This window comes from Gemella haemolysans ATCC 10379 (genome assembly GCF_000173915.1).
Taxonomy (GTDB): domain Bacteria; phylum Bacillota; class Bacilli; order Staphylococcales; family Gemellaceae; genus Gemella; species Gemella haemolysans.
In genome coordinates, this window is sequence record NZ_ACDZ02000014.1 from 133730 (window position 1) to 150054 (window position 16325).

General features: G+C 29.9%; 14 protein-coding genes and 1 other annotated feature. Of the genes, 12 read left to right on the forward strand and 2 right to left on the reverse strand.

The window, feature by feature from the left end; all coding sequences use genetic code 11:
* Nucleotides 1-288 precede the first annotated feature (288 nt).
* From truA to GEMHA0001_RS06380, 11 genes are all read left to right on the forward strand, one after another.
* A complete protein-coding gene (gene truA / locus GEMHA0001_RS06330; RefSeq protein ID WP_003145518.1) occupies nucleotides 289-1086 on the forward strand; it encodes a tRNA pseudouridine(38-40) synthase TruA in 798 nt (265 codons plus the stop codon).
* 189 nt (nucleotides 1087-1275) lie between these two features.
* Nucleotides 1276-2097 (forward strand): energy-coupling factor transporter ATPase, encoded by an 822-nt coding sequence (locus GEMHA0001_RS06335; protein WP_003144867.1) that lies wholly within the window; start codon nucleotides 1276-1278, stop codon nucleotides 2095-2097.
* The gene (locus tag GEMHA0001_RS06340; protein ID WP_003144940.1) at nucleotides 2082-2969 is read left to right on the forward strand and encodes an energy-coupling factor transporter ATPase; all 888 of its coding nucleotides are present in this window, start codon (nucleotides 2082-2084) and stop codon (nucleotides 2967-2969) included. The genes GEMHA0001_RS06335 and GEMHA0001_RS06340 overlap by 16 nt, the downstream gene beginning before the upstream one ends.
* Entirely contained in the window at nucleotides 2962-3750 is a 789-nt protein-coding gene (locus tag GEMHA0001_RS06345; RefSeq protein ID WP_003145303.1) for an energy-coupling factor transporter transmembrane component T family protein, read from the forward strand. The genes GEMHA0001_RS06340 and GEMHA0001_RS06345 overlap by 8 nt, the downstream gene beginning before the upstream one ends.
* Nucleotides 3751-3775: 25 nt before the next feature.
* The gene (locus GEMHA0001_RS06350) at nucleotides 3776-4807 is read left to right on the forward strand and encodes an L-threonylcarbamoyladenylate synthase (protein ID WP_003145154.1); all 1032 of its coding nucleotides are present in this window, start codon (nucleotides 3776-3778) and stop codon (nucleotides 4805-4807) included.
* A 15-nt stretch (nucleotides 4808-4822) separates the two neighbouring features.
* Nucleotides 4823-5785 (forward strand): glycosyltransferase family 2 protein, encoded by a 963-nt coding sequence (locus tag GEMHA0001_RS06355; protein ID WP_003145434.1) that lies wholly within the window; start codon nucleotides 4823-4825, stop codon nucleotides 5783-5785.
* 6 nt (nucleotides 5786-5791) lie between these two features.
* Nucleotides 5792-7360: a glycosyltransferase family protein gene (locus GEMHA0001_RS06360; RefSeq protein WP_003145341.1), complete on the forward strand. Its 1569-nt coding sequence runs from the start codon at nucleotides 5792-5794 to the stop codon at nucleotides 7358-7360.
* Complete coding sequence (locus GEMHA0001_RS06365) at nucleotides 7341-8540, forward strand: leucine-rich repeat domain-containing protein (RefSeq protein ID WP_003145613.1); 1200 nt, start codon at nucleotides 7341-7343, stop codon at nucleotides 8538-8540. Before GEMHA0001_RS06360 ends, GEMHA0001_RS06365 begins: the two co-directional genes overlap by 20 nt.
* 337 nt (nucleotides 8541-8877) lie before the next feature.
* Entirely contained in the window at nucleotides 8878-10821 is a 1944-nt protein-coding gene (gene thrS / locus GEMHA0001_RS06370; protein WP_003145320.1) for a threonine--tRNA ligase, read from the forward strand.
* Nucleotides 10822-11025: 204 nt separating this feature from the next.
* A complete protein-coding gene (locus GEMHA0001_RS06375; protein WP_003145124.1) occupies nucleotides 11026-11610 on the forward strand; it encodes a peptidylprolyl isomerase in 585 nt (194 codons plus the stop codon).
* 259 nt (nucleotides 11611-11869) lie between these two features.
* Nucleotides 11870-13150, forward strand: coding sequence for a solute carrier family 23 protein (locus tag GEMHA0001_RS06380; protein WP_003144928.1), 1281 nt, complete (start codon nucleotides 11870-11872; stop codon nucleotides 13148-13150).
* A 132-nt stretch (nucleotides 13151-13282) separates the two neighbouring features.
* On the opposite strand, the gene GEMHA0001_RS06385 is transcribed toward GEMHA0001_RS06380, so the two are convergent.
* Together GEMHA0001_RS06385 and GEMHA0001_RS06390 are read right to left on the reverse strand one after the other, a co-directional pair.
* Entirely contained in the window at nucleotides 13283-14500 is a 1218-nt protein-coding gene (locus GEMHA0001_RS06385; RefSeq protein ID WP_040464453.1) for an MFS transporter, read from the reverse strand.
* Between the two features lie 71 nt (nucleotides 14501-14571).
* Nucleotides 14572-15006 (reverse strand): ArsR/SmtB family transcription factor, encoded by a 435-nt coding sequence (locus tag GEMHA0001_RS06390; RefSeq protein ID WP_003145202.1) that lies wholly within the window; start codon nucleotides 15004-15006, stop codon nucleotides 14572-14574.
* A gap of 208 nt (nucleotides 15007-15214) precedes the next feature.
* Here GEMHA0001_RS06390 and GEMHA0001_RS06395 point away from each other — a divergent pair, with 208 nt between their 5' ends.
* A complete protein-coding gene (locus tag GEMHA0001_RS06395; RefSeq protein ID WP_003145552.1) occupies nucleotides 15215-16108 on the forward strand; it encodes a YidC/Oxa1 family membrane protein insertase in 894 nt (297 codons plus the stop codon).
* A gap of 130 nt (nucleotides 16109-16238) precedes the next feature.
* Nucleotides 16239-16310: a sequence feature (ribosomal protein L21 leader region), on the forward strand.
* The last annotated feature ends 15 nt before the right edge of the window (nucleotides 16311-16325 follow it).

The following is a 16325-nucleotide window of genomic DNA, read 5'->3' on the forward strand; positions in this document are numbered from 1 at the left end:
TAAAATCGATTTTTCTGAAATCAAGATTTTTGAGTTACTCTTTTTTATTTTATCAAAATAATATCTTTAATATATAAGATAAAGTTGTAACTTTGTATACCAGTTGAGTAAAGTTAAGTGTGATTTTTACTGATTTGTTGCTGTGTTCAACTCTTATCTTATCTTTTTCTCTTTCTATTGTTATGGTATAATAGAATATAGAGTGAGTTGTTAGAAAGCATTTAAGGACTAATACAACGGTTAAGAAGTAAGAAATAAAAATTAAAATAAAACATTTAGGAGATAAGAGTGAGAGTAGTTTTACTTTGTAGGTATGATGGTAGTAATTACCATGGATTTCAAATACAACCAAATAATAATACAATTCAAGAAGAAATTGAGAAAAGTTTAAAGAAAATTAATAAAAAAGATGTACGACTTTATATGAGTGGAAGAACGGATAGTGGGGTTCATGCTTATGGTCAGGTATTGCATTTTGACACGGATTTGAATATTCCAGATGAAGCATGGGTTAAGGCGCTTAATGCTACTATTCCGAAAGATATTAGGATAGTGGGGGCGACGTCAGCTTCGGAAGATTTTCATGTTAGGTATAATAGTACACAAAAAACATATTATTATAAACTTCATATTGGAAGAGAAGTGGATCCATTCTTACTAAATTATGTGGGTAAACATAGTTTTGATTTTAATTTCGAAAAAGCTCAAGAAGCTTTGCAATATTTTATAGGAGAACATGATTTTTCATCATTTTGTTCGAAAAATTCTAGTGTTGAGGATAAGGTTAGAACGATATATAGTTTAACTATGGAGAAAGATTTGATTAATCCTAATATTGTAAACTTTGAAATTACTGGGAATGGTTTCTTATATAATATGGTTAGAATAATTATCGGAACTATACAAAATGTCGCTGCAGGTAAATATGAAGCGAATTATGTTAAAGAAATATTAGAAAAAAAGGAACGACAATTCGCAGGACCGAAAGCTGATGCAGCAGGATTGTATCTTAAAGAAGTGCTTTATGATGATGATAAAATAAATAAATTTATAAATAATAGTTTAAAAGCTTATTGTAATAAATAATAGATTGGAGTGATTCAAAAATCGTGATTTTGTAGAAATCGATTTTTTAGAGTCATCCCCATACAGTTTATGAATTCTCATATAAACTTTGTTAAAATTTAGGACTTTTGAATCATCCCCATTTAGTTTGAGAAAAATCGGGATATTTGGTATAATAAAAAGATATTCTGTAGAAAATTAGGTAATAAAATGATAAAATTTGAAGATGTTTTTTTTCAATATTCTAGTTCTAAAAAGACTGCATTATCAAATATAAATTTAGAAATAAAAGAAGGGCGTTGGCTTAGTGTTTTAGGAAAAAACGGTAGCGGAAAGTCAACGCTTATGAAGTTGATTTATGGGCAGAATTTAGCAACTTCTGGGAAAGTAACTTTTAATAATAAAGAATACAATAAAGAACTTTATGATGATATAAAAAATAAAATAGCTATTGTTTTTCAAAATCCTGATAATCAATTCGTAGGATCTACCGTAGAGGAAGATATAGCATTTGGACTTGAGAATAGAAATGTTCCTCAAGAAAAGATGGATGAGATAATAGATAGAGTATTAGAAATTGTTGATATGACGGATTATAGAAAATATGAGCCCTCATCATTATCAGGTGGGCAAAAACAAAGAGTGGCAATAGCATCTTCGCTAGCTTTAGATCCGGAGATTTTAATATTGGATGAGGCTACGAGTATGCTTGATCCTAAAGCTAAAAAGTCTATTTTAGAGTATATAAAAAAAATAAATAAAGAAAAAGGAATAACTATAATCTCTATCACTCACGATGCAGAAGAGAGTGTTTATTCAGATGATATTGTCATATTAGAAAGCGGAGAAATAGTTTATCAAGGGAATTATACAACGCTATATGCTGATACTGAGATTTTAGAAAAATATAGCTTAGAGGTTCCTTTTGTAGAAAGAATAAAAAAAGACTTAAACAATTACCTGAATCAAGAAATATTTGAAATAGAAGAAGACGAGGGGAGTGTAGTAAGGAAAATATGCAAATTAGTTTAAAAAGTGTGAACTATACTTATAATTATAAGACCCCATATGCTAGAGAAGTCTTAAAAGATATAAACTTAGAGATAGATGAAGGAAGTTATACGGTAATAGTAGGTAAGACAGGTAGCGGAAAGTCTACCCTTATAGAGCATATTAATGGCTTATTATTACCTACAAAAGGAGAAGTAGCAGTAGATAATATATTGATTACTAATCCACAGAGTAAAAAAGAAAGAAGAGAATTGGCTAAAAAACTGAAAATATTAAGACAAGATGTTGCGGTGTTATTCCAGTTTTCTGAACAGCAGTTATTTGAAACAAGCGTATTAAAAGATATTATCTTTGCACCCTTAAATTACGGAGTAGCAGAAGAGAAAGCTATCTTAAAAGCAAAAGAATTAATAAAATTAGTAGGACTTGACGAAAGTTACTTGGATAAATCACCTTTTGAATTGTCAGGAGGAGAGATGAGGAAAGTTGCCTTATGTGGTGTACTTGCCTTAGAACCTAAAGTACTAATATTAGACGAACCTACAGTAGCTCTAGATTATCAGAGTCGTGAGGAAATCATGGCTATGGTGAAAAGACTTAAAGAAGAGTTTAATATGACGATAGTACTTGTAACTCATAATATGGATTATGTATTGGAATATGCGGATAAAGTTTTCGTCTTGAAAAATGGAGAAATTAGTTTTGAAGGAAAGGTAGAAGACCTTTTCTTGAATGAACAAGTACTCAAGGAGAATTCATTAGAATTACCAGAAGTATTGAAGTTTTACAAAAAATTAGAAGCAAATAATATAGTATTGGATGTATTTCCTAGGAAATATGAAGAATTAATTAATGCTTTAAAAAATAAGATAGGAAGTAGTAGAAATGAATAATTCGTTAATAAGTAAGTATATTCCATTAAATACTATTATTCATAATCTTGATCCGCGAGTTAAAATATTTTTTGTGATTTGGTACTTAGTAGATGTCTTTATTGCATATAATGTGTTAGAATTTTTTATCTTAATATTAATGCTACTAGTAATTGTTATATTATCAAAAACAAGTCCAGCATTTTTAATTAATAGTGTAAAAGCTATTAGTATACTAATTTTATTTACTTCATTAATTCATCTTGTTTTTAATAAAAAAGGTAGCGTGTTGTATGAAGTATTAGGTTGGAAGATTTATAGCGGTGCACTTTTAGGAATTGCATTGATTACAGTCAGGTTTATTCTGGTTGTTGCGATTATGGTTGTCTTTATGGCTACTACTTCACCAACAGAAATAACGAGTGCTATAGAAAAGAGTCTTGGATTTCTACAGAAGGTAGGGGTGCCAATCTCAACTTTTGCGCTAGTATTATCTATATCACTTAGATTTATTCCGACTATATTAGAAGAAACTAATAGAATAATAAATGCACAGGTTTCACGTGGTTCAGATTTTAATGAAGGAAGCCTAGCGCAGAAAGTAAGGAAGTTTATTCCTATACTGATACCATTATTTATAGCTACTTTGAAAAGGGCTGATGAGCTTGCTACTGCAATGGAAGTAAGAGGCTATTCTACTACCGGTATAAGAAGTAAGTATAAAGTACTAAAATATAATAAACTAGATTATTTAAGTTATATATTAATAATAGTTATTACAATATTTATAATGTTAGTGTAGTATGAAATTTTAGAAAGGAGATAGGATGGAAACTGAAATAATTAATATTTCGAAAAGTGAAAGTAAAGAAGAAATATACAGTAAGTTAACTGAGTATTACAAAAGAGGAAAGCTTGTAGCTATTCCAACAGAAACTGTTTATGGCTTAAGTGCTAATGCTATGGATGATGAAGCGGTGAGTAAGATATATGAGGCAAAAGGTCGTCCTAGTGATAATCCACTAATCGTTCATTTTTATGAAATGAGTCAGCTAGATGAGATTGTTGATTATAGTGATGAAAATGTTAAGAAACTTATAGATAAGTTCTGGCCAGGTCCAATGACTTTAATTTTAAATGTTAAAGAAAATAACGGTATTTCTAAAAAGGTTACGGCTGGTTTAAACACTCTTGCTGTTAGAATGCCATCTAATGTTACCGCTCGAGGAATATTAAAGGAAACTGAAATTTTATTAGCAGCACCAAGTGCTAATACAAGTGGAAAGCCATCTCCGACAAAATTTGAACATGTGTATCATGATTTGAATGGGAAAATAGATGTAATAATCGAAGATGAACAATCGGATATCGGTTTAGAAAGTACGGTTATTGATTGTACAAGATATCCACTTGTTATTGCACGCCCTGGGGATATTACTAAAGAAGACATTGAGTCTGTATTAGGAGAAGGTAGTGTGAAGTATAATGAAGAAGTACTTACACAGAATGTCGCACCTATATCGCCAGGAATGAAATATAGACATTATTCTCCTGAAGCGGAATTAGTATTGTTTAATGATTCATTTGAAAATTTAATAAATATTTTAAAAGATAAAAATCAAAAAACCGGTTTCATTACATATAAAGAAATGGAATCTAGAGTTGATGATTTAAATGTTTCTATAAAATATTTAGCAGAGAATGAGAAAAGTGTTGAACAATCTAATAAAAATTTATATAATATTCTAAGGGAGTTTGATGAAGAAAAGGTAGAGGAAATTTTTATACTACCAATCGAAGAAACGAAAGAGAATAAAGCTTTGTTAAATAGACTTAATAAAGCTATAAGTAAAAAATAAAATAGGAGATTTGTAATGAAAAAGTTATATGTAGTTATACCTTGTTACAATGAAGAAGAGGTATTAAACGAGACTGCAAAAAGATTAGAAGTTAAAATGAATTCTATGATAGAAGAAGATTTAATTTCAAAAGATAGCCGTGTTGTCTTAGTGAACGATGGTTCAAAAGACAGAACATGGGAAATGATAGAAGAACTTCATGAAAAAAATCCGTTATTTAGTGGTATTAATTTAAGTAGAAATAGAGGACACCAAAATGCACTTTTAGCAGGACTTATGACTGTTAAAGATCACTGTGATGTAAGTATTTCTATGGATGCTGATTTACAAGATGATATTAATGCTATGGATGAAATGATGAAGAAATATCTAGCGGGTGCTGATGTAGTTTATGGTGTTCGTTCTGCAAGAACTACGGATACATTCTTTAAACGTTTCACAGCCGAAGCATTCTATAAAGTAATGGAAAAACTGGGAGCAAATACAGTGTTTAACCATGCTGACTATCGTTTAATGAGTAAACGTGCGTTAGAAGGATTAGCTCAGTTTAAAGAAGTAAACTTATTCTTACGTGGTATTGTTCCTATGATAGGATATCCAAGCGATATTGTTACATATAAACGTGCAGAAAGATTTGCTGGAGAAAGTAAATATCCATTATCTAAGATGTTAGCATTTGCTTTCGAAGGAATTACTTCTTTATCTGTAAAGTTAATTAGATTTATCACTGTAGGCGGAGCATTAATGATATTTATTGCTGCGATAGTATTTTTCTACACATTGTATAGTTATTTTGCAGGAGTTGCAAGACCAGGATGGTCAAGTTTAATGATATCAATGTGGTTTATCGGTGGAATGATTATGATTTCACTAGGTATTGTGGGTGAATACGTAGGTAAAATCTACTTAGAAACAAAAGGACGCCCAAGATTTATTGTTGAAAAATTCTTAAACGAAGAGAAAAACGAAGAGGAATAATTGACAATGAACAAGGAAATATTAAATAAATTTTCTAACTTTTTAGTAAAAGTTATAGCTGTAATTTTCATGGTACTTATGGGGATAAACTCTTTATTAGTATTAACAAAAACAGCGATATTTCCTAAAGATTATCAAGAAACTTTATATTATGAAAATGTCAGTGCTATACTAAATATTATGTTCCTTATAATATTTAGTATAGTTATCTTAATATTAGCGAGATATTTGAAAAAAATAATAAATGTTCAAAGATTAGTATTGATAGTTATGATTTATGCCTTTATTATTAGTATCTTGTTTGCAATATTGAGAAGAGACTATGTTCAGTTTGATCCATTTAACGTAATAGATCAAGCTAATAATTTCATAAGGGAAAACTACAGTGGTCTTGATAAAGGAAATAATTATTTATACATATATTCACATCAAATTACAACAGTATTTTTATTCCAAATTATACTGTCATTATTTGGTAGAGCAACATTTATTCTATATATAATGCAAAGTTTTTCAATAAGTTTTATTATCTTTATGTTATATAAAATAGCTAATATAATGTTTGATGATGAGGATACGAATTATCTAGTTGTAATTCTTAGTGGTCTATGTTTTCCGTTAATATTCTATGTTGCATTTGTATACGGATTATTACCGGGTATGTTTTTAACATTACTGGCTTACTATTACTTTATAAAGTATACTAAACATAAAAAATGGTATATGTTAGTAATAAGTGCTATTAGCATTAATGTTGCGATACTATTTATAGGTAATAATATAATACATATGTTAGCTATATTCTCGGCAGCAGTTATTTATCTTATTAGAATTAGAGATAAAAAAGTGATTGCGTTTATGGTCAGCTGTCTGTTTTTAATGAGTGCCTCTAAGAGTTTAATCTACAACTATTATGAAGTGAAAAGTCAAAAGACCATTGCTGACGGTGTCCCAAAAATTACATGGATAGCTATGGGAATGCAAGAAGGAGATCGTGAAGCAGGTTGGTGGAATAGATTTAACTATGATATTATGCCAGAAGAAGATTATGATACAAATCGTATAACCGAAATCTCTAAGGATTCTATAAAACAAAGAGCAGAAGTGTTTAAGAAAAACCCAAGATATGCTGTAGATTTTTATCAAAGAAAATATGAAAATCAATTTTTAGAACCAACATTCCAGAGTTTATTGGTAACTGCACCACAAAGGAATTTTGATAATGAAACTAAGTTAGAAAAAGTAAAAGACTTTTTTATAAAACAAATTTACTTTGATGAAACTCATCACGTACTTACTTTTATTATGAAGGTATTTCAAGTATTTGTGTATATATTTTCTGTAGTATTTGCAGTAAATGTTTATAAGAAGAAAAAAGAAATATTAACTATAATTCCTGTAGCCTTCATTGGTGGAACGTTATTCCATATGATATGGGAAGCGAAAAGTAGATATGTATTTCCGTACTTTGTATTTTTAATTCCACTTGCTGCATATGGATTAATAATTGTAAGAAATAAAATAACTGAATATAGAAAAAATAAAGAGGAAAAAAATGAAAAAGGTAATATATAAAGCTTTTATCATAACGTTATTAGGATTAACAGTATCTGCTCCTGTGATAAAGGCTAACGATGGCTATGTACCCTTTGGAGAAAAGAAATTTACAGAAATTGAAAATAGTGAAAAAATAGAGTTCGATGACCTAAATCTTAAAGAGGCTTTAATAGAATACTATAAGTTTCATATTAATAAAGACTTTAAAGGTGAGGAAATAACTGTAGGTATGATGGAGCAATTTACAAGTCTATCATTACCTTGGAAAAACATTTTTTCTCTAAAAGGTTTAGAATACGCTGTTAACTTAAAAAGTCTAAACTTATCTAATAACTTTATTGAAGATATTACACCATTAGAAAAGTTAGTTGAATTAGAAGATTTAAATCTTACAAACAATAAAATAAAAGATCCAAAGAGTTTAGCTAAATTAACAAAGTTAAGGCAATTAGTGCTTAGAAAAAATTTAATGAATAATTTAGATTTTCTAAATGACCTAAAAGTAGAATCATTAGATATTTCGATGAACAGTGTTTTAAAAGATTATATTCCGAATAATTTAAAACTAGAAAATCTAAGAAGTCTAAATCTTTCAGGTATAGGTTTAGATAATATATCATTTTTAAAAAATGCAGGGAAACTTGAGCGTTTAGTTGCTGAAGAAAATGCTATTAAAGACTTAACTCCATTAGCTGAATTGAAGACTTTAAGAACTTTATATTTAGATAGAAATAATATTAGCGACATTACAGCGCTTAAAGATTTGGTTAGTTTAGAAGAACTACTATTATATAAAAATAATATCGAGAATGTAGATGCGTTAAAAGATAAAAAATATCTATATCGACTAATGTTAAATGATAATCTAGGTTTAAAAAATATAGATGCATTAAAAGATGTACCAAATATTTCTAGCATAGATATATCTAATACTTCGGTAACCGATATTTCAGCATTAAAGGATGCTAAGTATCTATATTATATCGCTTTGAAAGATACAAAAATTAGTGACGATGATATAACTGCATTTGAGAAAAGTAATCTAGAAGTTAAAAAATCTAATAACATTGATAAAAAGATAGAAATAGTAAAAACAGAAGCTGCGAAATATTTTAGTATTAAAAATTATATTTTTATGGTATTAATGCTAATTTTTACTTTTAGTGGTATTAGAAGTTACTGGAGAAAAAATAAATAAAATGCAAAAGATAGATGAGTTTCCCCTTGAAATTCATCTATCTTTGTGCTAGAATTACATTAATGAAATAAATCAACATATACTTAGGACAAGATATATATTTAACTTATTTAAGAGAGGGTATGGTGCTGAAAATACCTATAAGCAATATATGTTACTACCTAGCAATAGTATTAACATAGTTAGTGAGCTTTATTCACAAAGAGGAAGTACATTTACTTCGAATTTGGGTGGTACCACGAAAATATTCGTCCCTTCTTTAGTTTTGGCTAGAGAAGGGATTTTTTAATTTTTGAGTAAGTTAGACTAAGTATATAAAAAAGAAGGAGACCTTAATATGGCTAAATTAGTTTTTCCAGATGGAAATGTAAGAGAATATGATAATAAAACACCATTAGAAATCGCTGAAAGTATTAGTGTAAGTCTTAAGAAAAAAGTGATTTCTGCAAAATTAGATGAGGATTATATCGAAGTTAACAAACCAATAACAAAAGATGGTCACTTAAAACTTATCGTTGCAGATGATGAAGATAAAGATAGTTTATATGTATTACGTCACACTTGTGCACACGTATTAGCGCAAGCATTAAGAAGATTATATGGTAAAGATGTACACTTCGGTGTTGGTCCAGCTATTGATGGTGGATTCTACTATGACTTTGATGCTGAATATAAAGTATCAGAAGAAGACTTTAAAGCAATCGAAAAAGAAGTTAAGAAAATTATTAGCGAAAACTATGCAATTGAAGGTCGCGAAGTAAGTAAAGAAGAAGCTTTAGAAATCTTTAAAGAAGATCCATATAAAGTAGAATTAATTAATGACCTTCCAGCTGATGAAGTTATTACAGTTTACACACAAGGAGACTTCACTGACCTTTGTCGTGGTGGACACCTAAGTGCAACTTCAAAAATTAAAGAATTTAAATTATTATCTGTAGCTGGTGCATACTGGAGAGGTAATAGTGATAATAAAATGTTACAACGTATCTACGGAACAGCTTATTTCACTAAAGAACATTTAGAACAACACTTAGTACGTCTACAAGAAGCACGTGAACGTGATCACAGAAAACTAGGTAAAGAATTAGGAATCTTCACTACAAGTCAAAAAGTTGGTGCTGGATTACCATTATGGTTACCAAATGGTGCTACTATCCGTCGTACTATCGAAAGATATATCGTTGATAAAGAAGTAGAGTTAGGATATGACCACGTTTATACTCCAATTATGGGATCTAAAGATCTATATATTACAAGTGGACACTGGGAGCACTACCAAGAAGACATGTTCCCACCAATGGAGATGGATCACGAAACAATGGTACTTCGTCCTATGAACTGTCCTCACCATATGATGGTTTATAAAAATGAACGTCACTCATACCGTGAACTTCCAATCCGTATCGCAGAGCTTGGAATGATGCACCGTTATGAAGCAAGTGGTGCAGTAAGTGGATTACAACGTGTTCGTGGTATGACTCTAAACGATGCTCACATTTTCGTACGTCCAGATCAACTTAAAGATGAATTTAAACTTACTGTAGGACTTATCGAAGAAGCATATAAAGATTTAGGTATTAAAAACTTTAGCTACCGTCTATCATACAGAGATCCAGAAAACACTGAGAAATACTTCGATGATGATGCAATGTGGAACAATGCTCAACAAATGTTGAAAGAAACTGCTGACGAGTTAGGATTAGACTATGTTGAAGCTGAAGGTGAAGCTGCATTCTACGGACCGAAACTTGACGTTCAAGTAGAAACAGCAATCGGAAAACAAGAAACATTATCTACAATTCAATTAGACTTCTTATTACCAGAGAGATTCGAATTAGAATATATTGGTGAAGATGGAAAAGCTCACCGTCCAGTAGTTATCCACCGTGGTATCGTATCAACAATGGAAAGAATGGTTGCCTTCTTATTAGAAGAGTACAAAGGAGATTTACCAACATGGTTATCACCAAACCAAGTACGTATTATCCCAGTAAACAATGACTACCACTATGATTATTCTAAAGAAATCATGCAAGAACTTAAAAAAGCTGGTGTTAAAGTAGCTATCGATGATAGAGATGAAAAACTAGGATATAAAATCCGTGAAGCAGCAAGCAAAAAAATTCCATATACTTTAGTAATTGGAGATAAAGAAGTAGAAAACAGAAATGTTAATGTTAGAACATTTGGTTCATTAAACCAAAAAGAAGAAAGCTTTGCTGAATTTAAAGAAAATATCTTAAGAGAAATCAACGAAAGATTAATCGAGAAAAATGCATAGTAAAATAGGGAGTGACTCAAAAATCGTGATTTCGGAGAAATCAATTTTGTCGAGTCAACCCCGCACAGTTTATTGGATATCTAAAAAGCTTTTATAAAGCGATTTAAGATATCAATAAACCACTGCGTCTATGGTTTTTCATATGAACTTTGTAAAATTTTAGAATTTTTGGGTAAGCTCATAATCATAATAAGGAGAGATATAATGTTAACTCAATTAACAAAAAATGTAAAAAAAGGTCAAGTTAGAGTAAAAATTAAAACTACTCACGGAGATATGACTTTCAAACTATTTGAAAAAGATATTCCAAAAGCAGTAGAAAACTTTTTAACTCATGCAAAAAATGGTTACTATAAAGGTATTATTTTCCACCGTGTAATTAAAGATTTTATGATTCAAGGTGGAGACCCAACTGGTACAGGTATGGGAGGAGAATCAATTTGGGGACGTAGTTTCGAAGATGAATTCTCAATGGATTACTTCCACTTCTACGGTGCGTTAAGTATGGCGAATGCTGGACCAAACACAAATGGAAGTCAATTCTTTATCGTTCAAAATTCTCACGTAGATGCTAGAACTTTACAAGCACTTGAACAAGGCGGTTGGCCACAAGAAGCTGTTGAAGGATATGCTAAACTAGGGGGAACTCCTCATTTAGATCACCGTCACACAGTATTTGGACACCTAATCGCTGGTGCAAAAACTTTAGAAGCTATTGCAGCTGTAAAAACTGGAGCTCAAGATAAACCAGTTGAAGAAGTTGTAATCCTTGATATAGAAGTTAAATAAATATAAGAAAACAAGATTAATAAGAGATTAATCTTGTTTTTTATATATTTATGAAGAAATAATAATTATATAATTTTAGAATTTAGAGTATAAGATAATTTAAGAAATAAAAGAAAAGCATTATTAAGAATAAAATATTATTAGTTAATTTAAAATTCACTTTAAAATAAATTAAAAAAAAATAGAAAAAAACACTTTCAAATTGACTATTCATGTGATATAATTATGAAAGTTTGAATATAAAAAAAGGAGAAGAAGAATGGCAGAAAAAACAAGAGTAAAACCAATTCTAGATGTTCATGAAAAGCCTAACTTAGCTCTATGGGTAACGTTAAGCTTACAACACTTATTCGCAATGTTTGGAGCGACGGTGTTAGTACCAATTTTAACAGGATTGCCAGCAAGTACTGCTTTAACGACATCAGGTATTGGAACACTTACGTATTTATTAATAACTAGAGGTAAAATTCCTGCGTATTTAGGATCTTCATTTGCCTTCATTAATCCAATTATTGTGCTTTCAACTACTCACAGTGTTGAAACAGCAATGCTTGGTGCATTTTTAGCCAGCTTAGTTTATGGTGTTGTAGCAATGTTAATTTACAAATTTGGTGTAAATTGGTTACTTAAACTTTTACCACCAGTTGTAGTTGGACCAATTATCATTGTAATTGGACTTGGAATTGCTCCTACAGCAATCAATATGGCGATGTATAAAACAGTAGACGGAGCTAAAGTTTATGACTTAAAATACTTCTTAGTAGCTCTTATCACATTAGCAGCAACAATCTTTTGTTGTGTTGCTTTAAGAGGATTTGCGAAACAAATTCCAGTATTATTAGGAATTGTGTTTGGATATATAGTAGCTGTATTTGCAGGACTGGTAGATTTCAAACCAGTTATCGATGCTCCTTGGTTTAGCTTACCGAAGTTTACTATTCCATTTGTAACATATGCACCAGAGTGGAATGTTGCAGCATTAGCAATGGTACCTATTGCTATAGTAACTATTAACGAACACATTGGTCACCAAATGGTATTATCTGAAGTAGTAGGAAGAAACTTCTTAAAAGATCCAGGACTACACCGTTCGATTTTAGCTGATGGAACAGCGATGATGTTTGCATCACTTTTAGGTGGACCACCAAGTACAACATATGGTGAAAATATTGGGGTTCTTGCTATTACACGTATCTTCTCTGTATTCGTATTAGGAGGAGCAGCTGTATTCGCACTTATCTTAAGTTTTGTAGGTAAGTTCTCAGCTCTAATCTCTACGATTCCATCACCAGTTATGGGTGGTGTATCGATCTTACTATTCGGTATAATCGCATCAAGTGGACTAAGAATGTTAGTAGATGAAAAAGTAGACCTAAGTATCAATAGAAACTTAGTAATTTCATCAGTAATCATCGTTTTAGGTGTTGGTGGAGCAATGCTAAAATTTGAAAGCATTAACTTCGAACTTCCAGCAATGGCTCTTGCAGCTATCAGTGGTGTATTATTAAATGCATTCTTACCAAAAGAAGATAAAAAATAGAAAATAATTAAATAGCCAGTAACTTATATTAATAAGTTACTGGCTATTTTTTGTATAAAACAATATTTTAAATTAACATGTAGATTATATTTATAATAGTAAAGTATATTTTTAAGTAGGAATTATGATATTTTAATCTCTTATTTCTAGTAATTTTGAAAAACTAGGTAAATTCCGAATATTTTTATTGAATAACCAAAATAGAAAAATACTAAAAATTAATAAAGAAGTAATAATTATAATAGTTTTAATACTGTATTTTATACTTAATACTCCTGCTAATAAAGCTCCTAGAGGGCTAAATGCTATAGATAAACCAATCATAGTGGACATAGCGACATCTAATTTATCTTTACTTATGATGCATTGAATCATTGTTTGAGAATATGTGTTTAAAATCCCAATTAATATCCAGCCAAAAAGAAATAATGAAAAATTGATAATTTTGTTTATAATAGAATTATTGTTAAGTATGCTAAGTGCGCACCAAGATAGGGCTATACCTAGTGTAAATGTAGTGTATAGAGTACTTAACCTTATATTTTTTAGTGTCTGACTGTTAGAAAGAAAGGCTCCTATTAGGATACCAAGTCCAGATGCACTTAGTAAAATTCCATAATAATAACTAGTTTCCGAATACTCAGGAAGTAGCGTTAGTAGCGAACTGGTAGAAAAATTAATTATTATGATTCCTATTAATAATGGTTTTAATAGAGGAGTATTCCATATTTTTATACCGCTACTTAGTTTAGAAAAGTAGTTTTCTTCTACAGTATTAGTATTTTTAGATAAATTATTTGATAGGAAGATGAATATAAAGCTGTTGACAAAAAAAGTAATACTATTAATAATGAAAGCATATATTGTACCGAAAACTGTTATAATAAATCCACCTATTGAATTAAAGAGTGCATCACTACCTTGATAAGCTATAGAAAATAGTGAATTTGCTTTTACTAAATCTTCTTGTTTAACTATTTTTGGAAGTAAGGCAAGTTGAACAGGATAAACAATTTGATTAATGAAACTAATACAAACGATAAAAATTATTAGTGTAGTAATCTGTAGCTTATTTACATAGATTAGATAAGTAATAACTAGTAATATTATAGCTTGAAATAACTGTGAAATAATTAAAAACCTCTTTATATTAAATTTACTGATTAATGGTGATACAAATATTTGTAATATAGCTGTAAATGAAATTAGAAATAAAGTAATACCACTATAAAAAGTAGATTTAGTTAATGTGTAAATTAATGTTAAAGTAGCTATTGAATATATGCTATCACCGAAATTAGTGATTAATCTACCGAATAGTAAAATTGAAAAGTTTTTATTTTTAAACATAGACTCCACATCCTTTATAAAAATTTTAACGATAAAAAAATTTTGACAGTTAAAATATTATTTAACAGCTCCTAGCGAGCTGTAGAAATAATACTAATACTAACACTATTTTTATTTTCTGAGGAGAATTTCTTTTCTAGTTTTTTAACTTCATTCCAGAAATCTTTCATGTCTTCTTTATTTATATTGAAATTAACTGAAGTATTGTTAAATAAGTCGTTAAAGATACTAGGTGAAGGTACAAATGCCTGTGCAGTCGGTAGATAGTATTTTTGAATTATACCATTTATTGTATCTGTATCAACTACTTCGATAAAACTATTTTCCTCTAGAATATTAAGATGATAGTGTATTTTAGTTCTATTAATTTTTAATAGTTTAGCAAGTTCTTTTGAATTTTTCTTTTCTGTACCGAGTGTTGTAAGAATACTTATTCTTAAAGGATCAGAAATAACCTTTAGTTTCTCGATATCTGTTATATATTGTATATCTTTAATAATAATCATTCCTTTCTTACTAATATTATATAACTAACTCCATCAACTGTCAATTAACTTTGAACGTTAAAATTATATTTTTTATAACTTTGTTAAATTTAATGAAGTTTAGTCAAACAATAGTTTGACTACCTCTTTTATATTTGATATAATTTACTAGGTATATTAGTTAGTAAGAACTTACTAAAACTACAAGAAGAAATAAAAATTAAGGAGAATGAAATTGAAAAAACTATCAGCAATTTTATTAGGTTTGCTTGGTGTAGTAACATTATCTGGATGTTCTCAAGATGACAGATCTGGAACATTTTACGACATTTTCGTAAAACCAATGGATTTATCACTGAGCAAAATACATGAGTATACAGGAAGCTGGGGATGGTCAATAGTAATTATTACTTTAGTAATCAGATTATTAGTTTTACCGTTCATGTTAAATAACTACAAAGTACAAAATAAATCAAGAAAAGGACAAGAATTAGCTCGTCCAGAATTAGAAGTACTTCAGAAGAAACAACAAGCTGCCAAAGAAAAAGAAGCAAGAGCTATTTCTAATGAAGAAAAAATGCAAGCACGTAGCGAACTTATGGAATTACAAAGAGAGCAAATGGCTATTCTTAAGAAATATGACGCAATGCCATTAAGTTTAGGTGGGTGTTTACCAATGCTTATTCCTCTACCATTCTTAACTGGATTGTTCTATACTTTATCTAATCCTCTGTATTCAGCAGGAATTATTGATTCAACATTTTTAGGAGTGTTTAACCTTGGAACACGTTCATATACATTACCAATAATCGCGTTTGTAGTTTATGCTATCCAAACAAAAATACAAATGAGTTTAATGCCAACACCAACTCAGCCAGGTCAAGAGCAAATGCAAAGTCAAATGAAGATGATGCAATGGCTATCACCAATAATGATTACAGGATTCTCATTCTGGGTAGCTGGAGCGGTAGCCGTGTACTATATCGTAGGGGGATTATTCATGATATTCCAAACTTACTTAGGACATGCTTTATATCCACCGTATAAACCAGAAAAACAAAAGAAACAAACGTTTGATCCAGAGAAAGTAACATTAGTTTCTAACAAGAAAAAACGTAAATAGTTGAATAAATCAGTAAACATTAGAAATATTGTTTACTGATCTTTTTTTGAAAAAAAGTAATAAAAGTTATCAATATAGTTGACGTTAGGATATATATATGTTAGAATTATATTGTTGTGTAGCTCCTAAATAGCTACTACAACCGCACGTATAAGGTAAACAAGTGAGAAATCCACCTTATATGGCGAGTCTTAGTAAAAAATATTTAAGGAGGTGC

What these genes read in the sequence shown, in the direction of transcription:
- GEMHA0001_RS06350 (WP_003145154.1), top strand. Translation starts at nt 3,776, where the DNA reads ATGGAAACTGAAATAATTAATATTTCGAAAAGTGAAAGTAAAGAAGAA.
- GEMHA0001_RS06360 (WP_003145341.1), top strand. Translation starts at nt 5,792, where the DNA reads ATGAACAAGGAAATATTAAATAAATTTTCTAACTTTTTAGTAAAAGTT.
- GEMHA0001_RS06335 (WP_003144867.1), top strand. Translation starts at nt 1,276, where the DNA reads ATGATAAAATTTGAAGATGTTTTTTTTCAATATTCTAGTTCTAAAAAG.
- GEMHA0001_RS06355 (WP_003145434.1), top strand. Translation starts at nt 4,823, where the DNA reads ATGAAAAAGTTATATGTAGTTATACCTTGTTACAATGAAGAAGAGGTA.
- GEMHA0001_RS06365 (WP_003145613.1), top strand. Translation starts at nt 7,341, where the DNA reads ATGAAAAAGGTAATATATAAAGCTTTTATCATAACGTTATTAGGATTA.
- GEMHA0001_RS06345 (WP_003145303.1), top strand. Translation starts at nt 2,962, where the DNA reads ATGAATAATTCGTTAATAAGTAAGTATATTCCATTAAATACTATTATT.
- GEMHA0001_RS06390 (WP_003145202.1), bottom strand. Translation starts at nt 15,006, where the DNA reads ATGATTATTATTAAAGATATACAATATATAACAGATATCGAGAAACTA.
- GEMHA0001_RS06340 (WP_003144940.1), top strand. Translation starts at nt 2,082, where the DNA reads ATGCAAATTAGTTTAAAAAGTGTGAACTATACTTATAATTATAAGACC.
- GEMHA0001_RS06395 (WP_003145552.1), top strand. Translation starts at nt 15,215, where the DNA reads ATGAAATTGAAAAAACTATCAGCAATTTTATTAGGTTTGCTTGGTGTA.
- GEMHA0001_RS06380 (WP_003144928.1), top strand. Translation starts at nt 11,870, where the DNA reads ATGGCAGAAAAAACAAGAGTAAAACCAATTCTAGATGTTCATGAAAAG.
- GEMHA0001_RS06375 (WP_003145124.1), top strand. Translation starts at nt 11,026, where the DNA reads ATGTTAACTCAATTAACAAAAAATGTAAAAAAAGGTCAAGTTAGAGTA.
- thrS (WP_003145320.1), top strand. Translation starts at nt 8,878, where the DNA reads ATGGCTAAATTAGTTTTTCCAGATGGAAATGTAAGAGAATATGATAAT.
- GEMHA0001_RS06385 (WP_040464453.1), bottom strand. Translation starts at nt 14,500, where the DNA reads ATGTTTAAAAATAAAAACTTTTCAATTTTACTATTCGGTAGATTAATC.